Source organism: Methanococcus voltae, assembly GCF_017875395.1.
In the GTDB taxonomy this organism is placed as follows: Archaea; AGJL01; Methanococci; order Methanococcales; family Methanococcaceae; genus Methanococcus; species Methanococcus voltae_C.
The window spans coordinates 99767-120331 of the sequence record NZ_JAGGMO010000001.1; the positions used below are offsets into that span (position 1 = coordinate 99767).

Annotated in this window: 19 protein-coding genes; 6 read left to right on the forward strand and 13 right to left on the reverse strand. The window is 29.1% G+C overall.

The features are described 5' to 3' along the window. Positions 1-15 precede the first annotated feature (15 nt). Together J2127_RS00405 and J2127_RS00410 are read left to right on the forward strand one after the other, a co-directional pair. Entirely contained in the window at positions 16-981 is a 966-nt protein-coding gene (locus tag J2127_RS00405; RefSeq protein WP_209731496.1) for a permease, read from the forward strand. 90 nt (positions 982-1071) lie between these two features. After that, entirely contained in the window at positions 1072-1350 is a 279-nt protein-coding gene (locus tag J2127_RS00410; protein WP_209731497.1) for a thioredoxin family protein, read from the forward strand. 113 nt (positions 1351-1463) lie between these two features. Here J2127_RS00410 and amrB read toward each other — a convergent pair whose 3' ends face one another. From amrB to J2127_RS00450, 8 genes are all read right to left on the reverse strand, one after another. Continuing rightward, positions 1464-2324 carry an AmmeMemoRadiSam system protein B gene (gene amrB, locus J2127_RS00415; RefSeq protein WP_209731498.1) on the reverse strand — a complete coding sequence of 287 codons (861 nt, stop codon included), beginning with the start codon at positions 2322-2324 and terminating at the stop codon, positions 1464-1466. 144 nt (positions 2325-2468) lie between these two features. Next, positions 2469-2687, reverse strand: coding sequence for a hypothetical protein (locus tag J2127_RS00420; protein ID WP_209731499.1), 219 nt, complete (start codon positions 2685-2687; stop codon positions 2469-2471). Positions 2688-2797: 110 nt separating this feature from the next. Then, a complete protein-coding gene (locus tag J2127_RS00425; RefSeq protein ID WP_209731500.1) occupies positions 2798-2959 on the reverse strand; it encodes a hypothetical protein in 162 nt (53 codons plus the stop codon). 278 nt (positions 2960-3237) lie between these two features. Continuing rightward, positions 3238-4086: a coenzyme F420 hydrogenase subunit beta gene (gene frhB / locus J2127_RS00430; RefSeq protein ID WP_209731501.1), complete on the reverse strand. Its 849-nt coding sequence runs from the start codon at positions 4084-4086 to the stop codon at positions 3238-3240. Positions 4087-4199: 113 nt separating this feature from the next. Next, on the reverse strand, positions 4200-4886 hold the full coding sequence (gene frhG / locus J2127_RS00435) for a coenzyme F420 hydrogenase subunit gamma (RefSeq protein WP_209731502.1): 687 nt from the start codon (positions 4884-4886) through the stop codon (positions 4200-4202). A 330-nt stretch (positions 4887-5216) separates the two neighbouring features. After that, a complete protein-coding gene (gene frhD, locus J2127_RS00440) occupies positions 5217-5738 on the reverse strand; it encodes a coenzyme F420-reducing hydrogenase, FrhD protein (RefSeq protein ID WP_209731503.1) in 522 nt (173 codons plus the stop codon). A gap of 167 nt (positions 5739-5905) precedes the next feature. After that, a complete protein-coding gene (gene frhA / locus J2127_RS00445) occupies positions 5906-7141 on the reverse strand; it encodes a coenzyme F420 hydrogenase subunit alpha (RefSeq protein ID WP_209731504.1) in 1236 nt (411 codons plus the stop codon). Between the two features lie 436 nt (positions 7142-7577). Next, positions 7578-9686, reverse strand: a complete 2109-nt coding sequence (locus tag J2127_RS00450; protein ID WP_209731505.1) for an aldehyde ferredoxin oxidoreductase N-terminal domain-containing protein — start codon at positions 9684-9686, stop codon at positions 7578-7580. Positions 9687-9928: 242 nt separating this feature from the next. On the opposite strand from J2127_RS00450, the gene J2127_RS00455 reads away from it, so the two are divergent. Together J2127_RS00455 and fucA are read left to right on the forward strand one after the other, a co-directional pair. Next, positions 9929-10507, forward strand: a complete 579-nt coding sequence (locus tag J2127_RS00455) for a winged helix-turn-helix domain-containing protein (protein WP_245326392.1) — start codon at positions 9929-9931, stop codon at positions 10505-10507. 329 nt (positions 10508-10836) lie between these two features. Next, complete coding sequence (gene fucA, locus J2127_RS00460; protein WP_209731829.1) at positions 10837-11388, forward strand: L-fuculose phosphate aldolase; 552 nt, start codon at positions 10837-10839, stop codon at positions 11386-11388. A gap of 111 nt (positions 11389-11499) precedes the next feature. Here fucA and J2127_RS00465 read toward each other — a convergent pair whose 3' ends face one another. Then, complete coding sequence (locus J2127_RS00465; protein WP_209731506.1) at positions 11500-12567, reverse strand: AI-2E family transporter; 1068 nt, start codon at positions 12565-12567, stop codon at positions 11500-11502. 456 nt (positions 12568-13023) lie between these two features. Between J2127_RS00465 and J2127_RS00470 the strand changes: the two genes are divergently transcribed. After that, positions 13024-13302 carry a UPF0147 family protein gene (locus tag J2127_RS00470; protein ID WP_209590443.1) on the forward strand — a complete coding sequence of 93 codons (279 nt, stop codon included), beginning with the start codon at positions 13024-13026 and terminating at the stop codon, positions 13300-13302. Positions 13303-13466: 164 nt separating this feature from the next. Here J2127_RS00470 and J2127_RS00475 read toward each other — a convergent pair whose 3' ends face one another. The 3 genes from J2127_RS00475 to hycI form a co-directional block, all read right to left on the reverse strand. Continuing rightward, a complete protein-coding gene (locus tag J2127_RS00475) occupies positions 13467-13997 on the reverse strand; it encodes a YkgJ family cysteine cluster protein (protein WP_209731507.1) in 531 nt (176 codons plus the stop codon). 283 nt (positions 13998-14280) lie between these two features. Further along, complete coding sequence (gene lonB / locus J2127_RS00480; protein ID WP_209731508.1) at positions 14281-16398, reverse strand: ATP-dependent protease LonB; 2118 nt, start codon at positions 16396-16398, stop codon at positions 14281-14283. 282 nt (positions 16399-16680) lie between these two features. Continuing rightward, complete coding sequence (gene hycI / locus J2127_RS00485; protein WP_209731509.1) at positions 16681-17382, reverse strand: hydrogenase maturation peptidase HycI; 702 nt, start codon at positions 17380-17382, stop codon at positions 16681-16683. Positions 17383-17563: 181 nt separating this feature from the next. Here hycI and J2127_RS00490 point away from each other — a divergent pair, with 181 nt between their 5' ends. Further along, complete coding sequence (locus J2127_RS00490) at positions 17564-18109, forward strand: GNAT family N-acetyltransferase (protein WP_209731510.1); 546 nt, start codon at positions 17564-17566, stop codon at positions 18107-18109. Positions 18110-18249: 140 nt separating this feature from the next. Here J2127_RS00490 and rqcH read toward each other — a convergent pair whose 3' ends face one another. Beyond that, complete coding sequence (gene rqcH, locus J2127_RS00495; protein ID WP_209731511.1) at positions 18250-20481, reverse strand: ribosome rescue protein RqcH; 2232 nt, start codon at positions 20479-20481, stop codon at positions 18250-18252. Positions 20482-20565: the final 84 nt, after the last annotated feature.

Sequence of the window (20565 nt, forward strand, 5' to 3'; positions counted from 1 at the left end):
AAAAAAGTGAAAGATATGTTAGAATTTATAGATGAATTTGCAAATTATGTGGTTATAAATTTATTAAATATGGATTTATTATCCCCCGTAGGCAGTTCTGTTCAGTTTTTCATAGCAGACGTTATAAAAATACTTTTTCTATTAATATTGATGGTATTTGTAATATCTTTTGTTAGAAGTTATTTCCCCCCTGAAAGAACTAAAAAAATACTTGAAAAATATATGGGCGTTAAAGGAAACATATTTGCTTCTTTATTGGGTATTGTAACCCCATTTTGTTCCTGTTCCTCAATCCCCATATTTATAGGATTTATTGAAGCAGGGATTCCCCTTGGAGTTACATTCTCATTCTTAATTACATCTCCTATCGTAAATGAGGCAGCTTTTGCGATACTCTTGGCAACCTTTGGTTGGGAAGTTGCTTTATTATATACAGTCTCCGGAGTTGTAATTGGTGTACTAGGTGGTTTGTTAATTGGCAAATTGAAAATGGAACACCTTGTAGAAGAGTATGTTTATGAAATAAGACGCAGAAGACCTGCAAAAATAAAAGAACTTACATTTAAAGATAGAATAGAATTTTCTAAACAGAACACTATTGACATAATTAAAAGAGTATGGCTTTACTTGATAATAGGTATTGGAATTGGTGCAATTATTCACGGTTATTTGCCACCTGAAAGCTATTTAATCCAACTTATAGGTCCGGAAAATCCTTTCGCTTTGATAATTGCCACGATTATTGCAGTACCGATTTATTCTAATGCACTTGGTACAATACCAATTGCAGAAGCTTTGATTGGTAAGGGCGTACCTATTGGGACGGCTCTAGCATTTATGATGGCTACAACTGCACTTTCGTTGCCTGAAGCCATATTATTAAAAAAGGTTATTAAACCAAAATTAATTGCAGTATTCTTCGGAATAACGAGTGTTGCAATAATTTTAACTGGATATATGTTTAATATATTATTTACATAAACGTAATAAATTAAAAAAATAATGTAATAAAAATAAAATTATAATATAGTAAAAAAATAATAAAAAAATAATAATTTAAAGGGTGAGATTTTGTCTTCAAAATTAGTTTTCAAAGTATATGGATTAGGATGTGCTTCATGCAATAAATTATTTAAAGATTTAAACGACGCAATTGCAGATTTAAAAGAAAATGAATTAAAAGAGTATGAAACAGAAATTTTAAAAGTTGAAGATCCAAAAGAAATATTTAAAGACGTTTTAAACGTACCTGCTCTTTCAATAAACGACGAAATTATGTTTGAACAGGAAAAACCAAATAAAAATCAATTGATTGAATTACTTAAAGAATATTTGGCTACAGAAAATTAAAATAAATTAAAATAAATTAAAATAGCATAATATTTTACTTAAATTTTTAATTTTTTATTCTCTTTTATGTTTTTTTATCTTTTTTAGCATTACTGTTGAGTATTATATCAGATTTATTCAATTAATAAAGCACCATAACCAACTACGGAAGTATAGTCTTTGGATATGTCTCCGGAAGTCATGTAATTTAATAAATCAGCGTTTTTAGCACCTGACAATTTTAAAATGTGTAACATAGTAATTACTTGTCCAAAACCGCACATACTTATGTTATTATCCATTACTGTGTCATAAAGCGCTTTTTCATCTAGTTCTAAGATATTTTTGATTACTTTTGCATCTTTTTTTATGGTTGTTTCTTGTGGCTCGTAGTGTGAAAAATCAGTAGATGCAATCACGACAATATTTTTATTTAGTTTTTTTGCAACATTATGTATATAGTCGCCCATCTCAATATACTCTTCATATTCCATACCTTGGCAACATATTGGGACTATTTTAAACTGCGAAATACCCAACAATTCCAAATGTTTTAGGAAAGGTAATTGAACCTCTGTCGAATGCTCTTGTAGGTGTGCAATATCATCAAGTTCAAATAAACCGTGTGTTATTAGCTCACTTATGAAGTCCAAATCTGGCGTTATATTGCCCAATGGGGTTTCCCATATTTCATTGGAAATTGCTACCCTTGCACCCATACCCGTATGGTTAGGAGATAATATGACAATAGTTGTTTCGCCACTCAATCTCTTTGAAAGTTCATAATACGAATAGCTTGCAGTAATTCCCGAATATTCATAACCTGCGTGTGGACATATTAAACCGATTGAATTCTTTAAATTCTTTTCTGAATTAATTTTTAAAGGCAATTCACCTATCCCTAGGGGATTTGTATAAAAATACTCTATTATATTAATTAATTCATTGACATCTCCAGGATAAAAAATATCTTTTACGATCGGGGTTCTTGACATACCAACACCTTGTTTATAATTTTAAAAAATAAAATTAATGATTTTAATTTTAATTTGTGATTTTTAATTAGTAATTAGTATGTCTAAACAAATTAATAAAGATTTATATGAATGTTCCATTAAAAAAATAAAATTGTCTAGAAATTAGGATTCAAAAAATTTTAAATCACATATAAAGTATAAAATTTCTCCGTGTGCGCCATTTACTTTTGAAACCATTTTCTTTTTGTGTAATTGTCGTAATCTATTCGATAAGGAACTTGAACCATTGTAACTAGGGGAAAATTTATTTTTTATAGTTTTATATGGTACTGCTCCATTATTATCGGATATAAAAGCCAAAATTTCTTCTTGAGAAGCCATATTATCACATGCGGGGTCATTCATCATTTTAATTCTTGTTTTGTCTTTTTATTATTTTTTATTATTGTTTTATTATTGTTTTATTATTATTTTTTTATTTTATCTTAGTATTATTTTTTGTTTGAAGTACTAAGTGCATCTGCTTTGCTAACAATTTCATCGTTTGCACGGATTAATAAAAAACTACCGTAATCTTCGATTGAAATATATTCCTTAAAATATGCAGATACAGATTTTACAATTTTTAATGATTTTTTTGCCATTTGATTCATACTTTATCGCCAAATTAATTATTTTAATTAATTATTTTAGTTTAATTTTAAATTTTTTTATTATTTGATATATCACCTCAATAAATAAAATTAATAAATAATCATAATATAATAAACTATTTCATAATATAAATATTTTTTCAAAATTTTGAAATAAACTATATTGTAAGATAATAATAAAATGATAAAGTGGTGAAATAAAAAATAATGATAAAAAATAAGCATAGTAATGAAAAGTAATAATAAAATTAAAAAAATAAAAGTAAGGAGCTATAGAATTAGTAAGGCAATGGTAATCCTATTTCTTTTCTATGTGCTCTTTCCTTACCGTTGTTTTCCTTTTTAGAATTAGCTAATTTTTCAACTAATCCTAATCCTGGTTTCACATCGTCAATATTCTTTATTTCTATAACGCCAGCTTCTTCCATAGCTTTATAGAATGCTTCACCTTTTGCGGTTCTAATGAATATAGTGCTCCAACCGTCTGGGCTACCAACTGAACCTGTTGAGATATCTGCAAGTTCTGCAGTATAGTCCATACATACGTGGCATGCGTGTTGCTCGTATGGGTGTGTGTCTTTTAACTTAATAGTTTTTACATCGCCCCATTTTGAATATACCCAGAATTTACCTTTTCCGATATCGGTTTTTGCGACATCTTCCATTTTGATTCCACAGTGTTCTTCAATTATGGTTTTTAAACCATTGTATGGGAAGTTTTCCATACAGAAGATACCCATTACTAAAGCAATTTTATCAGGTACGTGTCTGTAACCTATAGGGTACTTTAGCATTTTTCTGATTGATTGCACTTGGCAAGGAGTACCTACGAATCCTACCTTATCGCAACCGTATTCTCTTACAGCACTTTTTAAGACTGATAAGTTTGGTGAAGTTGTATATTTTGTACCTGCTGCACTTAAAACTTCGTCAACAGTTGTAGCCACCTTAGGTATTGCACAGAAATCTTCACCTTTATCTGCGACAATTACCCCATCAAGTAATCCACTTTCTAAACCGTGTATGTAAGCTGCTGATACAATACCACCGTCTTGTGATTTTTTACGGATTTGATTATCAGTAGCTCTTGCGGATATAGCAAACTTGTATGAGCCGAATGGGTCCATCCAATCACCTCTGTTTTATAGTATTTCAACTTATTTTATTTTTTAATTTTGTATCCTATCTACATAATTGAAATAATTATTAATTAGGAAAAATTTAGTAATTATTTTGCTAATTACTCTATTTTTTCAATTAATTCAGGGAATCTTATTCTTGGACACTGTACGCTACAAGCACCGCATTTTATACAAATTTCTTTGTCAATTGCAGGTCTTCCGCACTCCATTGATACAGCTCTTGTTGGACAAGCTGCTGCACAGGCTCCACATCCCATACATAATGATTTGTTAATTACTTTAACGATTAAATCGCATCCGCAAGCTTCACTACCATATTTAGCGAGTTCCGCATATGGTTCTAAGTAATCCATATCTCCTTCGAGTGCAGCGGTTATAACAGCCACTATTGACTCAGGTGATGGTGGACATCCTGGTATTGCGAGGTCACATTTTACAACTTCAGTTAACGGAGCAAATGCGTCATGTACTGGTTTTGACATTTGTCCGCCTCTTGAAAATCTTGTAATGTTTCCACTTGCAGCACATGCGCCTAATGCCACAAGTATTTTAGCTTTTTCTCTACAAGCGAGTGCAGTTTCTAATGCGTGGTGGTCGCTTAAGCATACGCTACCTTCCAATAAGATAATATCTACATCATCAGGTACTTCCTTAACATCTGCTAAAGTTTGTGAATATACTAAGTCAATAGCACCTAATACATCCAATAACTTCTCATATGTGTCGGCAAGGGATACTAAGCATCCACAGCAACTGCTTAATTGTACGTGGGCAACTTTAACCATTGTATTTCCTCCCTCATCATTTTGATAAGTTATTAAGACAAATAACAATTTGGCCTTAATTTTTAATAAACGGTGAATTTAGCAAATTCATAATTGCTAAATTTAATAGTAATACAACATATTGTTAGAATAAATATGATAATTAATGTCAATATCATTTAATATCGATATCATCTTATTCTTAAATTTTAAATCAATTAGTCACGTTAATGATTAAAAATCCATAAATATTTTTATTAATCTCAATCAATAGTAATCAATTATTGATTAATCATAATAATTCAATTCCCATTATTTTTTTACTTAACTTTAATTATAGTATGGATGTATCTAATTCCCCCTTATGTCAGATAATATGATGTTTACAGCATCATCAACAGCATTTTCCACTTCTTCACACAATTCCAATACAACGTCAGGTTCTGAAACGTATTTTGCTTGACAACCGATAACTTTGTATTTTATGTTGTTTTCTGTGCAAATTCTGTTTAATGTGGTGGATAATGGCCAATCATGACTATCTACTTTAGTGTGTTCGGGATTAGGAAGGTTTTCCTTTGTAAGTATCTCAATAGTGCCAGGTTCAAGCCCATAATCAATAACATCTACAACAGTTATATTCTTAACTTTAGAACTTTCGTCAATTAAAGTAAGTACCTGTTGAGGTGCCCCCGCCCCAGCATCTACAAGTGCTATGTGTTCCTTTTCCTCATCAGTTAACAAATCTTGTAATTTTTCGATAACGTGAACACTAAATCCATCGTCAGCAAAAAGGATATTTCCACAAGCTAATATCAGAGTTTCTTTTAACAAATATGATGGGGTTAAGTCAAATTCTTGTTCATTGCTCATAATATACATCCTATATTAATTAATATTAGTAATATTTGTAATATTAATTATGTTGAATTAATTATGTTATTTATTAAATTTAAATAGCCTATTATGAATAAATCACATAGTACAGTTTATCTAATTAATTTTATTATATTATAAGTCCTTTCGGTTCCTTATAATACTTAAAATCTTCTTAAATCTACTACTTTTCTTGTCTGTTCATCTTTCACGATGATGTGCGTTGCACATGAAGCTCATATATCGTATGCTCTCATGATTACTTCCGCATATTTGTGGTGGTACCCTTCAATAGCCTTTTCAACTACTGGCATGTTCCATGTTGAAGCTGCGATGATTCTGTAGTTTTTAATTCTACCATCTGCGCCCACTTCTGCCATGTGTGTGTTTGTAGCTCTTGGAGCTTCGTGTACACCTACACCGAATCCATCTTTGTATTCTGGTGTAATTTTAGTAGCACCTTCAATGTTTAAGTCATCGAGTAATTGTAATGACCTTTCAACAGCACCTAAGTTTTCTAATGCTCTTGCAAGGTTAAGATCCATTACGCCACCGTCTGTTCTGAATGAACCAAATTTAACCATTCTTGCTCTTGGTCCGCCCTCTGCAGGACTTCCCAAGTATAATGGAATTTGATTTGTTGCGGTTTGAGCGATTTCTGGATAATTAGCATAATAATTTTGAGCGGTTAATTCAGAAATATCATCTAAATCTAATTTAGTTCTGTCACCGAATGTTGTATCGGTTGCAATGTATGGTAAATCGTGCTTTCCTAAATCAGGGATTCCGATTTCATCCAAATATCTTTCTGTCAACATTTCGATAATGTCGTACATTTGTCTTGCATCTTTTTGGTATTCTTTGCAAGCGTAGTATAATTTTGCCTTAGCTCTTTCGGAGATATTATTTCTCATACCACCAATTACTAAGTTAGGTGGGTGGATACCTTCTCCCCCAACGGTATCTACGATTAATTGACCCTCTTTTCTCATTTTTTGAATCAATTTAATACCGTCTATTCTTAAGGTATCTGCCTCTTCAGGTTTTAACAAATCATCCACAATTAACAAATGATGTAATGGGTGTGAATGCATTCTGTTGCCTAAACCTAAGAGTTCTCTTAATATTGTACCATCTTGCGGAATTTCCGCGCCGATAGCGTTTTCGATAGCTTCACATGATGCTATACCGTGTGTAGCCTGACATATTCCACATATTCTCATAACTGCAATAGGTCCAAATGCTGCAGGCTTTCCTTGAAGCATTGTTTCAAATCCTCTCACAGGAGTGGTATTTGGATAAAATGCTTTGGTTACAATTCCGTCATCGTCCACATTTAAAACGAGTTTGGCGTGCCCCTCATGTCTTGTTGTAGGAGCAATTGTTATAGGTTCTGCCACAATGGTCACCTCCGAGGTAATCTACATATAACGAATTATGTTTCTATTAGGTATTATATAAACTGATATCTCTTTAAAAATATAAATGGGGGTATTTAATTAATTAAATACCTAAGATTGTTAAAAATAAACTAATATCTCTTTAAATCATTTTATTAGTTAATAGATATTAAAAGAATTAAAAATATGGTAAATTATGGTCAAATAAATAATTGATATGTCGTATTTTAAAAATAAGTATCTATATCGTAATATATTTTTTACAAAATTTAAAAGTAATGTATCAAAAAAATGATTTGCAATTAATATTAATGAGTATAGTATTAATAATTTTAAATATGTAATACTTAAATAATACTTATTAAAAAAAGGTAATAAAAAGAGTAATTATAAGATAATTACAAGTAGATATATTGTTAATTATCTTGTTAATTACTTATAATTTCCAAGATATACCAAGTAATTCACTATATTTATCTAAAACTCTTGATATATATTCGTCTAAAGCTTTATCGCCATCTTCTTCAAATTTTTTAGCCCATTTTTCATTTTCAAAGTCTTTTGCGCCACAAGCTATTAATTCTTTTACCCTGTGACTTTCTATAACATGAGGATAGCCCACTTTTAAATCATAATTATAGATTTTTTCAAGTAATTTTAAACTAACTTCGTGCAAATTATTTGACAAATAGTAGTTAACTCCATTAAATTCATTTAATTCATTTAATTCGTCTGATTTTTCCATATCTATTTTTTCTTCATCTTTGAACACTTCTGCTAGTAATTCATCTAAAACTGGCAATATCCATTTTCTATGGAATCGGCAAATGCCTAAGTTTTCAAGAGTTATCTCTTCAGTTGCACCTTTAACACTTAAAGTAGCTAACTCTTCAGGCTCTAAAAATACCCCATTTTGATAATACGTAAGATATTTCCCCTGGATTAAATAAGGGATATAGTTACCTATTGCCCAATACATAGTTGGAGATATTTGCCCATTGTGTCCAAATGCCACATATACTGCAAAATCATTGAAATTTAAAGGTTCTTGACTTTCTATACAGTTTGATTTATATTTTCTGAACTTTTCAACTTTTGCGTTGCAATCTGAAGTATTTAATTCATGCAATCTTTCCTTATAAATTTCATTTAATTCTTTTCCGGCATATCTTGTATCTTTTCTCAATAATGGGATTAATTGCTCAATTTTCTCATAGTCTAGATTTTCTAAATTTATTTGCTTTGATTGAATTAATTCTTTGGTATTTTCATTTAAACCATAAACAATTAAATTTGCAAGAATTATTGCCTGCTCTGCATTGTGGTTTGAACATTTTAAGATATTTTCGTCAGTATCGTAATCTTCGACATCAAAATAAGGCATTTTGATACCCACTTCTTCAGGCTTTAAAAGTTCCACGTTTAAAAGTTCAAAAACCCATGCGCACAAGTTTCCGAACTCGATTGCATCCATTCCTAAACTATCTACGGCGTGAACCACTTTATCAACTGCGTATATGTCAAAAATACCTAAACAAGGACCATTAGCTTCATAAGGTTCATAATCTACGTGCATTCCTTTTCTATATTTTTTACAGGCTACAGGACAAGGTTCTCCACAATTTGTCCAATTTTTAGGTATTATAGATTCTTCGTCAAATTGAGCTACAAAATACTTCAAAATTTTGTCATGGAAATACAAACGGTCATCTTTTTCTATAAATGGAGTTCTCCAATTAAATATTGGCGTTAAATCCATTGCAGTTTTGTAATTATTTCCAAAAGTCCCACCTGTTTCAGTTTTTTTGCTGTACCGGTATTTTTCAGTATTTGAAAGTACTGCCTCGATATAAGGCTTATTGTGGCACGTTTCTACTATTTTTTTAAGTTTTAACTCTTTTTCAATATCTTTTTTATAGTTATCTCCGAAAAATACGACCCCTATGACATTGTGGCATTGGTATAATGCTGAACCGCAACCACCCCTTGCTGCCCAGTCTTCAGAACCTTCTACGATTATACCATTTTTTATAGTTTGAGAATATATCCCCGCCATATCTGTGGTTATTGCACTTGGCCCCACCATAAAAGCTCTAAAATTCTCATCAATCTGTTTATATTGATCTATTAAATAATCGTTTAATTCATAAACACTTTTAAACCTTCCCTGTTCAAATTCCTCAAGTTCTTTAAACTCTAAGCTAAAATTACCGTTTCCATTTAAAATTATTAGACTTGGTTTTTCACATCTTCCTTTAATTGCGATGTTGTCCAATCCAGTATTTTGGAGAGTATAGCCTGCTCCCCCCATTGCTGAAAAATGGAAACCTTTCCATAACGGTGATCTAAAGGAAAATATTAACCTATGACCCCCAATAATCGGCAATACACCTTTTCCAACACAAAATATATTTTTATCACTATATACGTCTTCTTTGTAAGTTTCATAATCATCATGGAGTTTCATACCCCAATCTAATGGTAAATATGTGCCTACTACTGTTTCGTAGGTTTTTGATGACGCATCGATTATTATATTTCTCATTGTATCCCCATTTATTTGTTTTCTGTGATTTCAGCATATGACATATAATATATATGATATAATATAGAATACGTAGTATAATTATATATCTTAATCATAGATTGAATTTAACCGAACAATTCTAAAAGTATTTTAAATAGTAACAGACAAAATACTTTAAATTACAAGATTATAGTATATTGATATTATTGGAAATCATATTTTAAAATATAAAAAAATTAAAATTGAATATAAGGGATATTATGCAAATTGAAATCGATAAAAAAGTTATAAAAGCCCTTTCTGCCCGTTCAAGAGTTAAAATATTGAAAAAATTAAATCAAAAAAGATATACGGTTACAGAATTGTCCAAAGCTCTTAATTTATCTAAATCAACTGTTCACGAACATTTATCGATTATGCTTGACGGAGGACTTGTTGAAAAGCATGACGATGGACATAAGTGGATATACTACGGAATGACTAGTAAAGGTAAACTCATATTGAATAGCCAGTTTGAAAAAACTATCGTATTATTCCCATTATCTGTCGTTGCCTTTGTAAGTGGGTTTTACAGCTTATTCATATATGGAAAAGGAACTATTGTTTCACCAATGATGGCAAGAACTACGGCAATTTCTTACGGGGAAGCGACCAAGGATTCCGCTAACCTTTTAATGGCTGAAAAAGCCACATCTGTTGCAGAAACTATGGTACATCATGACCCTGCAAATTTGATAATTGGGCTAATACTTTTGGGAATTGCATTTTTTATGATGAATCACATATACCAAACTTATAAAAATGCAAAAATTAATGAAAATCGCTATAGGATAGATTAATCAGCATATGTATAGCGTATGGTCAATAAATTACCTATTTTCTATTATTTATTTTATTATAGATTATATTAATTTTTATAGATTATATTAATTTAGTATACTTTATTATTTTACATTATTTTTCTATTTTTTATTATTTATTATAGATTATATTATTTTTTTGAATACTAAATTATATAAATAGTACTTTATCATATATTTTTTAAATGTAATTATATCTACGTAATTATGAATAAACCTGCAGTTAAAATAACTATTTAATATGTATCAAATTTGGTGAACAGATGGAAAAAATTGATAATATAGAATTAGATGAATTGGATAATAAAATGGATCACATATTAGCAGAATTTGTGGATATTTGTAGAAAACTATACGAAAGAAAATATGTAGTAGGCTCTGGGGGTAATGTAAGTATTAAAGTTGGAAATTTGGTATTTATAACACCTACAGGTCATATTTTAGGTTTTATGGAAAAAGAAAAGATATGTATTGTTGATATGGATGGCGACATTTTGAAAGGAAAACCTACCTCCGAATTAAATATGCACCTTGGAATTTACAAAAATCGAAAGGATGTAAACGCTATTGTCCATACTCATTGTATGTACTGTACTGCATTCTCAAATATGGATAAAAAAATAGACCTTATAACACCCGAAGGACAACTTTTTATTAGGAAAATTGATTATGTTGATTATTACCCTTGTGGAAGTATGGAATTAGCCAACGCTGTTTCTAAAAGCGAAGAAAGTGCAATTGTTTTAAAAAATCACGGATTGGTAACATTAGGCGATAATATTCTTGAAGCCTATTTAAAAACTGAAGTTGTAGAAGAACTTGCACAAATGAATTATATTATTCACAATATGAAAAAATAAACTTAAAAATGCGTTAAAATAAAAACAATTTACTTAAAAATAAAATAAAAAAATAAAAAAATAATAAAAATAAAAAATATCTATTTTAAATTTTGATTATTTTAATATATATTATTCCTCGTCTTCGTCAGTATCTAATTGAGATATGGTGGATAATTCACAATTTGGTCTTAGATTTATGAGTGAAACCTCCCCATCTTTCAAACCATATAATGAATCAAATGCACCGACGATTATAGGACCTAAAGCGAACCCTGCAATACCCAATGTTAAAGGTGCTATTAAGAAAGCCGCTAAAGTCATTACGGGGTGTACATTACCGCCAGATTTTACAACTTTTGGACGTATGTAAAAATCTAAGATAAAGGACAGGAATATTGTACCAAATAAATAAATTGCGAGTGCATACAATATATTACCTTGTATTAAATAATAGATTGCTAAAGGCATATAAACACCCCAACCACCTATTACAGGTAATAAAACACATATTCCGGTTAAAACCCCTAAAGCCAAAGCACTTGGAACACCCATTAGCTGATAACCAATAATTGCAATTACCATTGCAATTAAAGAGGTCAAAGCTGTGCCCGTAAACATATTTTTATAGAAATCATTTAATTTCTGGGCAAATATTCGAACGTGTGCTTGATAACACTCTGGAACGTGAACTAATGAAGCTCTGAGTAATTTGTGACCGTCTTTTAAGAAATAATAGGTCATAAATAAGATTATTAGCACTTTTATCATTACTAAAGGTATCATTGATAATTGACTTAATAATCCATTTAAAATTCCCTCTAAAAACTTAAATAAATCTGCAGAAATTGGCGCCCAATATTGAGTTAAATTTATGTCATATATTGATATTTTAGTAATCAAACTTGATATTGAAGCACTTAATTGTGTTACGTCTAAATTTAATAAATAATAAATTAACTGCTCTAATATGATTAGTATTGTTGCAATAACTGGAATGGTTAGCACTAAGATACTTAATATTGCAGATGTCGATTTTGAAAATCTTTTTTTGAATAAATCATATGCTGGCTTTGTTATATATGCGAAAGCTATTCCAAATGAGATTGCGTCTATAAATGGTAATAAAATATAAACCATGAGTATAAAACTAAATAAGCTTCCCAATTTTAGAATAAGATTAAAATCACTGTCTCTCATAATTTCCCACGCAAAATGTGTATTGTATATTTATGTATTGTCTATTGTGTTTTTTATTGTAAATTTTAGTTTTAAGTATAAATTATAGTTGTAGTTATAAAATATTCATTTTTATCATAAATTTAGATATATCATATCTATCTAAGAAATAGTATAAAAATAATTTGAAAAGTACAATGTCAATTTATATAATATTTGTATTTTATAATATAAATTAGAGTATAAAATTATAGTATAAAATTATATTTTAAATTATATTTTAAATTATAATATAGATTATAGAATATTATATAATAAGCATAAATATGAGTAAACCATATATAAAATAACTACATATAGTTATAAATAAATTTTATAAGACGTATAAACCATATCTAAATTTTAATTGGATTATATCCGTAAATAGATTTAAATACATAAATTTATCTAATTTAAACACGGTTGAGGTGACTATTTATGTTCACAGCTAAAGAAGTAAGCACAGAAGATAAAATTAAAAATATCACATACATGTTAAAAGAAATTATCGAAGATACCACCGTACCAAGAAATATAAGAGCTGCTGCAGATAATGCTAAAGAAGCTTTAAACAATGAAGAAAACGAGTTTATCGTAAGAAGTGCTACAGCAATACAATATTTAGACGATATTAGCGAAGACCCTAACATGCCAACACATACAAGAACCCAAATATGGGGAATCGTAAGTGAATTGGAAACAATTAAAAATGATTAATTTAAATTATAATTTCAATTTTAAATTATCAAACTAAAAAAATAAGTGATTTTGTCCTAATTTAGTTTAAACAATGAATAATTATCTTTTTTTAGTATTTTAAATTTTTAAAAAATAGTAAGAATTAATACATTTAATAATGTATTTTTATCTTTATTCGTATTTTATTTTTTATCCAATCTCTTTTTAGCTTTTTCAAACAACTCTTCAGGAGTTACTTTTTCTTCACCCATGTATGTGTATACAGTTATTGCGTGTTTAAAGTATTCTTCTTCAGGAGGTAAATCGCCTAAAAACATTCCTTTACAATTTTCAAGGAACCATGGGTCGTAGGTCAATTTTAATTCAGCAGAATTTTTGTTCTTTTTTCCGCCTTTGTTTTTTCCGATGAGTTGAATAGAATAAGGTCTTAATCTACAAATTATAGGTCTTACCTTATAAATTGTACATTTTCTATCTTCACCTAAAAATACACATTTTGTCTTTGAGGTTTTTAAGACTCCATTTTTTCCATTCCAACTTTTTAAATACTTTGAAACTACTTCTTCAAATGTTATTTTTAAAAAACCTGCAATATTTGCAATATCCTTCTTAGTTACAGAGGGGCTGTCACAACATCCTCCACAAAATCTGCAGGACCAGGATATGCCTTCTGTTTTATAGTTTGAGTTAGAATTAGGGTTTGAATTAGTCATGTTTACACTTCCATTTATGATAACTATCAAAATTAATATGCCATTTTAATATTTATATTTTTTAATAACTATTATTTTTAATAGCCATTATATTCAATAACTATTATTTTCAGTTTGAGTTTTTAAATTAAAAAATAAAATTGTAGTTTTAAATTAAAATAGAAAATAATTCAAAAAAGAAGAGAATTAATTTTTTATTTTATTGTATTTTTAGTTATTTTATTATTTTATTATTTTATTATTTTATTATTTTATTATTTTATTATTTTATTATTATTTTATATTATTGAATGTCAAAAACTAAAGGTATTAATTCATCCAATGTTTTAACAGGGATTACTTCGATACCCTCAATGTTAATGACGTCTTTGTAATTTGAGTAAGGTACAATTACTCTTTTAAACTGGTATTCTTTTGCAGCATTTATTTTTTCGTTTACTCCACCAATAGCTAACATATCGCCGTTTAAATCTAAACTTCCTGTTATACAGAAGTCTTGCTTTATAGGGATATTCAATAATGATGAAATAATGCTTAAACATACGGCAGCTGTTGCAGAGTCACCATCTATTTTTGAGTAAGACTGGCTAAATTGGATGTAGATTTCTTTTTCAGATAAATCTGTTCCGCCGTCTTTTCCTTTCAATGGTAAGGTACCATCTGAAACTAATTTCTTGGACAAAGCTGATGCTAATGTTATGCTGTGCTTTGCAATATCTCCCGTTATATTAAGAAGACTTGTTTTAGGGTTTTTGGCATTTAATACCTTTGTTATAATTCTTGTAACATCCCCTAATCCTTCACCGCCGAGAACTGCTAAACCGTGAATTACACCAACTGTAGGTTCACCATTAGGGTGTATATTCTTATATTCTTTGAAGTTTTCGAGGTAATCCATTGCAACTTGCTTTTGCATACTGTATATACCCGTGTCAAGAACTCTTTTAACATCCGATAACTCGATAGGTTTTTTATCTTTTAATTTACCTTCTGCTGCATTCAAATCAGATATTCTTGCTTTTAATTCAATTCTTAATTCATCTACACTTTTATTAGATTTTTTAGTAGATTTAGATGCTTTGCCCGTTATTTTATTAACTACATTCTTAAGTTTTCCAGCTTCCTTATCGCCCTGGCTTAATTGTTCAATTATTAAATCAGATTCGCCTACATTATCATCTAAATCAAGAGCCCCATTTTTAGTAAACTCTTTTAAACTTTCACTTAATTCCTTACCTGTAGCAATATCATTTGCCATTTTTATGATATTTGATAACCTTCTAAGTCTTAATGTAAGCTTATTTTTGGAACCAGACAACAATTGCGCTAATTTAACCAATTCACAGCAAGCTTCATAAGTCATAGGGTTTAAATTATTATTTTTAATTTCCTGAACTATAAATTGTAATAATTTATCCCTATTTTCTGTAGTGTTATCCATTTTATTCTTTAAAACTACTTTATAATCAATTCTATCCATTAAAGGAGCTCTTAAGTTTGAAACGTCATCCATGTTACCTGACATTATTAAGGTAAAGTCACATGGGATAGGGTTTGTTTCTACAGATGCACCACTTGAATTAGGATTTCTACCACTTATCGCGAGTTTTTTATCCTGAATTGCTGTCAATATGTAATCCTGAACATCCAAAGGCATTGTTTTAATTTCATCTACGTAAAGTATACCTTTGTGTGCTTCGTGAATAGCACCTAAAATTACCCTTTTATGTGGCGGGGTTCCAATTGGAGGTTTACCCCCTAAAGGACAGTGTTTTATATCCCCGAGTAATTTTGTAGTGTTGTAAGCACTTGCTCTAACTAATGGTCTTTTTGGGCATTCGTATAAAACCATAGGTTTTAAATCTGCAGGGCTTATTGAATTAGGCATTGATGCTTTTGTAGCTCCGAATATTGCAAGGAATAATATAATAAATGCAATTAAGGTGCCTACAATGGTTGTAGTTGCCACTATACCCAACATTTGAGTTTCAGGAACTCCTTTTAATAAAAATTGAGTCACCAAAATAAAACCGAGCATAATTAATACGAGTGTTAACATGCTAGGTGGCTGTCTCATAACTTTTGGTTTTTCTTCAGGCATGATTCTTTCGATAACGTTGCCTTCTAAAAGTTCAACCATTGGTTTTTCAGTGTTCTTTAAATTTGGTTTTGAAATTATGGTGTATGGAGTAAAATGTCCGGAATTTTCCAATAACTCACCAAATGCTTTAACCATCATAGATTTACCGACACCGGGGTCTCCTAAAAGTAACGCATGTCTTTTATTTTTAACTGCGTTCAATACGATTTCTACCGCTTCATCCTGTCCGATAACTTGATTTATTAAATTAGGTGATGGTTCAGGTAAATCATCTGTAGTAGTAAATTTGGTTGAAAACATTAATTCACCTTTATATTAAATTATTTTATAATTGTTATAAGTCTTAGTATGGATTATAAATTTAGTACGTATATTATAAATTATCATTTAATCTATATTTATATCATAATAATCATAATTAGATACATTATAAATATTTTTGTATTATATTCTGTCATGTATTTACGTTTTAAATTACTTTAATTCCATTTTCAAATATGTTATGAAATAATCTATATTACTTTATTATACTATATTAACTTTTATGAATATTTATTGTTTATTTCAACGTTAAAAGCAAATTCATAATTTTAAGAATTCATCGATTTTTAAAGCAAATTGTTTTGAAAATTCTTGCAATATACATTCTGATTCTTTCGATAAGGTAGTACCAAATTCTAATGAATAAGGTTCAAATCCAACTATTGAAATATCTGTATCAATATTTGATTTTATATACTTAATGAGTACGGATAATGGCAATGCGTGGGTAGAAAAACCTACTGTCGCTAGTTGATTTTCGTCGATTAAGTCAATTGTTCCGAACTCTTTGTGCATTAATGCAGCGTCCACGATTACTATTTTAGAAGGTTTTTCAGTTTTAATCAAATCTGTGAAGTTTTCAGGCACCACCCCAGAATCTAAAAGTACTAAATTGTCTTTGATTTTAAAAACTTCGATATAATCGGTTTCATTTTCAGCTTCATTTTCAGTTACATATTCGTTGTTATTATTAATAATTTCATCTTGTAAGTGCAATTTTCTAACATAGTATCTTCTTAAAAATCTTACTAACTCTACACCAAAACCATCATCGCCTTTTAAATCATTTCCTACGCCCATAATCATTAATTTATCGTTTTTAGCATCTTCAAATACTTTTGATATCAAGGATTGATATCTATTATACGTATCGTCACTTGGTGTAGCACATACAATATTATTGCCCAAATTTTTGTTGTTATTTTCATTAACTTCGATATTATTTTCTAAATTAAAATCCATAATTACACCAAAAAATACCCTATTCGCGGTTAACTATTTAATTAAGTATTTAGTAATATATACTATTATATAATATATATTATGAATTGATACAAAAACAATATTTAAAAATTAAATTTTCAAATTATATTTAACATATGATATTTAATATTTAATATTTTAAAAATTAAAATGGGGTACTATGGTAAAAGACGATATAATTATCAGAAATGCAAGTATTGAAGATATAGAACAAATTATGAATTTAGAAATTAATAGTTTCGACACCGGGATTAGGGAAGTAAAAAAAACCTACGCAGATAGGTTAAAAATCTTTGAAGATGGCTGTTTAGTAATTGAAGGAGAAAATAAAAACATAATAGGTTTTGTAACTTCTGAATTATGGGATAGTGTTAAAGAAAACAAGGATTATTATAAAAAATTTGATTTGAATCACGACGTAAGTAAAGTTCATACGGACGAAGGAAAAGAGCTTTATATCTCTTCAATAGCAATTTCTAAGGATTACCAACATAAAGGTTATGGAAATTTAATATTTAACGAATTGATCGATAAAATGATTTTAGAATACGGTATTGAAGCCGTTAGTTTAATAGTTTCGGAAAATTGGGCTAGTGCAAGAAAACTATATGCCCGTAATGGATTTAATGAAATTTACAGAATTGAAGAGTTTTTTAATTGCGACGATGGGAAATTTAGCGGAATAATTATGAAAAAAGAATTATAAAATAAAAATTTTATTTTTTTTATTAATTTATTTTTATTAATTTATTTTTATTAATTTATTTTTATTAATTTATTTTTATTAAGTTAGTATTTTATTTAGTAGTTTATTTCTTTCTATTTTGATATTTATTTTTTATTTTTTTATTTTCTACGCGGTAATCGCCTATCTTTACTATTCACGTATTCACTTTCCCCTGGTGGCAATATGCTAAATATATCTTCATCGATTAAGTCATAATCTTTGAAATCATTTAGTAATTGTTTTACTAAATTACTCTTCTTAAGTTTACCGGGTTTGATTAATTCGTATTTTTCAAATGAACTTTCAATTGTTTTTGAGGGAGCCGTTGTTACTCTTTTCTCACTATCATATTCGATTATTCCTACACCCAAATCTAAAGGAGCACTTCTAACAAAGTTTCTTTTACCCCTTATTACGAAAGCTCCTTTTTTAAGGAATTCTCCACTTTCTGCAGTCTTAGAAATTTGGTCAGGAGTTACCCAGTACACATCTGCACTACCCAATCCCAATTTCCAAGCTTTTGAATGAGAAACTGCGAATTTAGCTACTTCCAATAAAGTTTCTTCACTAGGTGTTTCTTCAGATGTATTTTTAATAACCGTAAATGGAGCTCCCTCCATTAACGTGTGGAATACTATATCGTTCTTTTCCAAGTATTTCTTAACAATTATTTCATTCGTTGTTGCATCCTTACCTGCAATAACTAAATAATTATCAATTATCGTCCATTTTAACTTTTCATACCATTTTAATACTCTTCTTTCTTTTTTCTTAATGTTTTGTTGTTTTTGCTTTAAAAGTTCAGCGTCAAGTTCGGTTTGTTGTTTTATCTTAGCCAATTTCTTTTGAGATATTTCCAAAGCTGTAATTACACCGGCTACTTTATTTTTAAACTTCTTAGCCTTTGTATAATAGTCGTCTGCATTTTCAAAAGCAGATTTTCTTATGTCTATTGCCACATTTCCTTTTAAAGTACCCAAATCTCCACCATATTCAGCTATTAACTTTAAATTTAATTCAGCGTTCTTTTCGTTGATACTTTCAACTTTACCGAGTATTGGATTATCTTTATTTTCAGAAATGATTTTCTTAATTTGCTTCCATTCCATTTTTTCACGGGCTGAACGGATTGTATTTATTATTTCATCAATTTCTGAGAAATTTGCATATATTAAATCACCTTTTTCGTGATTTTTAGCAGATTGCTTTTCGTATTTAGCTTTTGTTTCAATTTGGCTATTTACAATTCTTTCTTGCTTTTTTATAAGCTTGTCAAGTTTTGTTTCTTCTTTTTTAATATCTTTTTGAAGTATAAATTGGGAAAAATACTCATCTAATGCAGTTAAATAACTAGTATAGTATTTTTTATGGACTTTTATGTTATTTTCTACTTTTAATTTGACTAAATTAGGTAAATTACTTTCTTCATACCTAATTAATTCTATTGGGCTAACATCGATTATTTTTTTAGAAATTGCTTTTTCTTCTTCTTTTTCGTTATTTTCTTCTTTATTTTCTTCTTCCTTTTTCCCGTTTTCTTTTTCAATTTTTTCTTCGGCAATTATCGTATAAGGTTTAGAATCAATTAGTAAATTAAAAAATTCTTTTATTCCTCCATAAAGTTGCTCTGATTGCTCTTCGTTTGGATTTTTCAAATTTTTATCCATATTTGCTATTTTACAAATTTCTTCGGCATAAACTCCTGCTAATCCAAAAAGCCTTGAAATAATTCTCACAATTTCCAAATCTACAAATTCTTCTTTCTTTAATTCTTCTTTAAAGATTTTCTTAGTAACTTCATACTCTAAATTAGCAGGTTCTAAATCCCTTTGAGTTGGGAACTTGTATTCTTCCTTAGGTATTAATTTACGGTCACTAAAACGTTCTGTACGTAACGGCATTACGATTTTATTGTCGCTATCTAATAAAATTACATTTCCGTCTTTAAATAGCTCTATAATCAACATATACTTTAATTCATTCCATTCAAAAGTTATTTTTACAATTCTGTCAAAATTATGTTGTTCGATTTTGGTAATTTTTATATTTCTTAAATTTTTTCTCAACAGCATGACAAAAGAATGGGGATTCTTTGGTTTTTGACGGTCATATTCGGTTTTAGTGATATATTTGTATTTTCCGATACCGATTATTATTTCTTGGGTGCCCATCTCGGTATTATGGACTTTTAAAATTAATTCTCTACCATCTTGGTTATTTACCAAAAAAGCTTTGTCAAATTTGGCATTGATTAAGCTTTGAAGCTCTTTAACGGCTACACTTATATCAATATTTGTCATTTCTTTTTTTTCGGTCTTTAAATGATTTAATAAATCTGAATTATTTTGCATTGTAACACCTACGATATTCGATAATTTGATTTTTATAGGATGAAAATCTATAATATCGATAATAATTATATATTATAAATATAT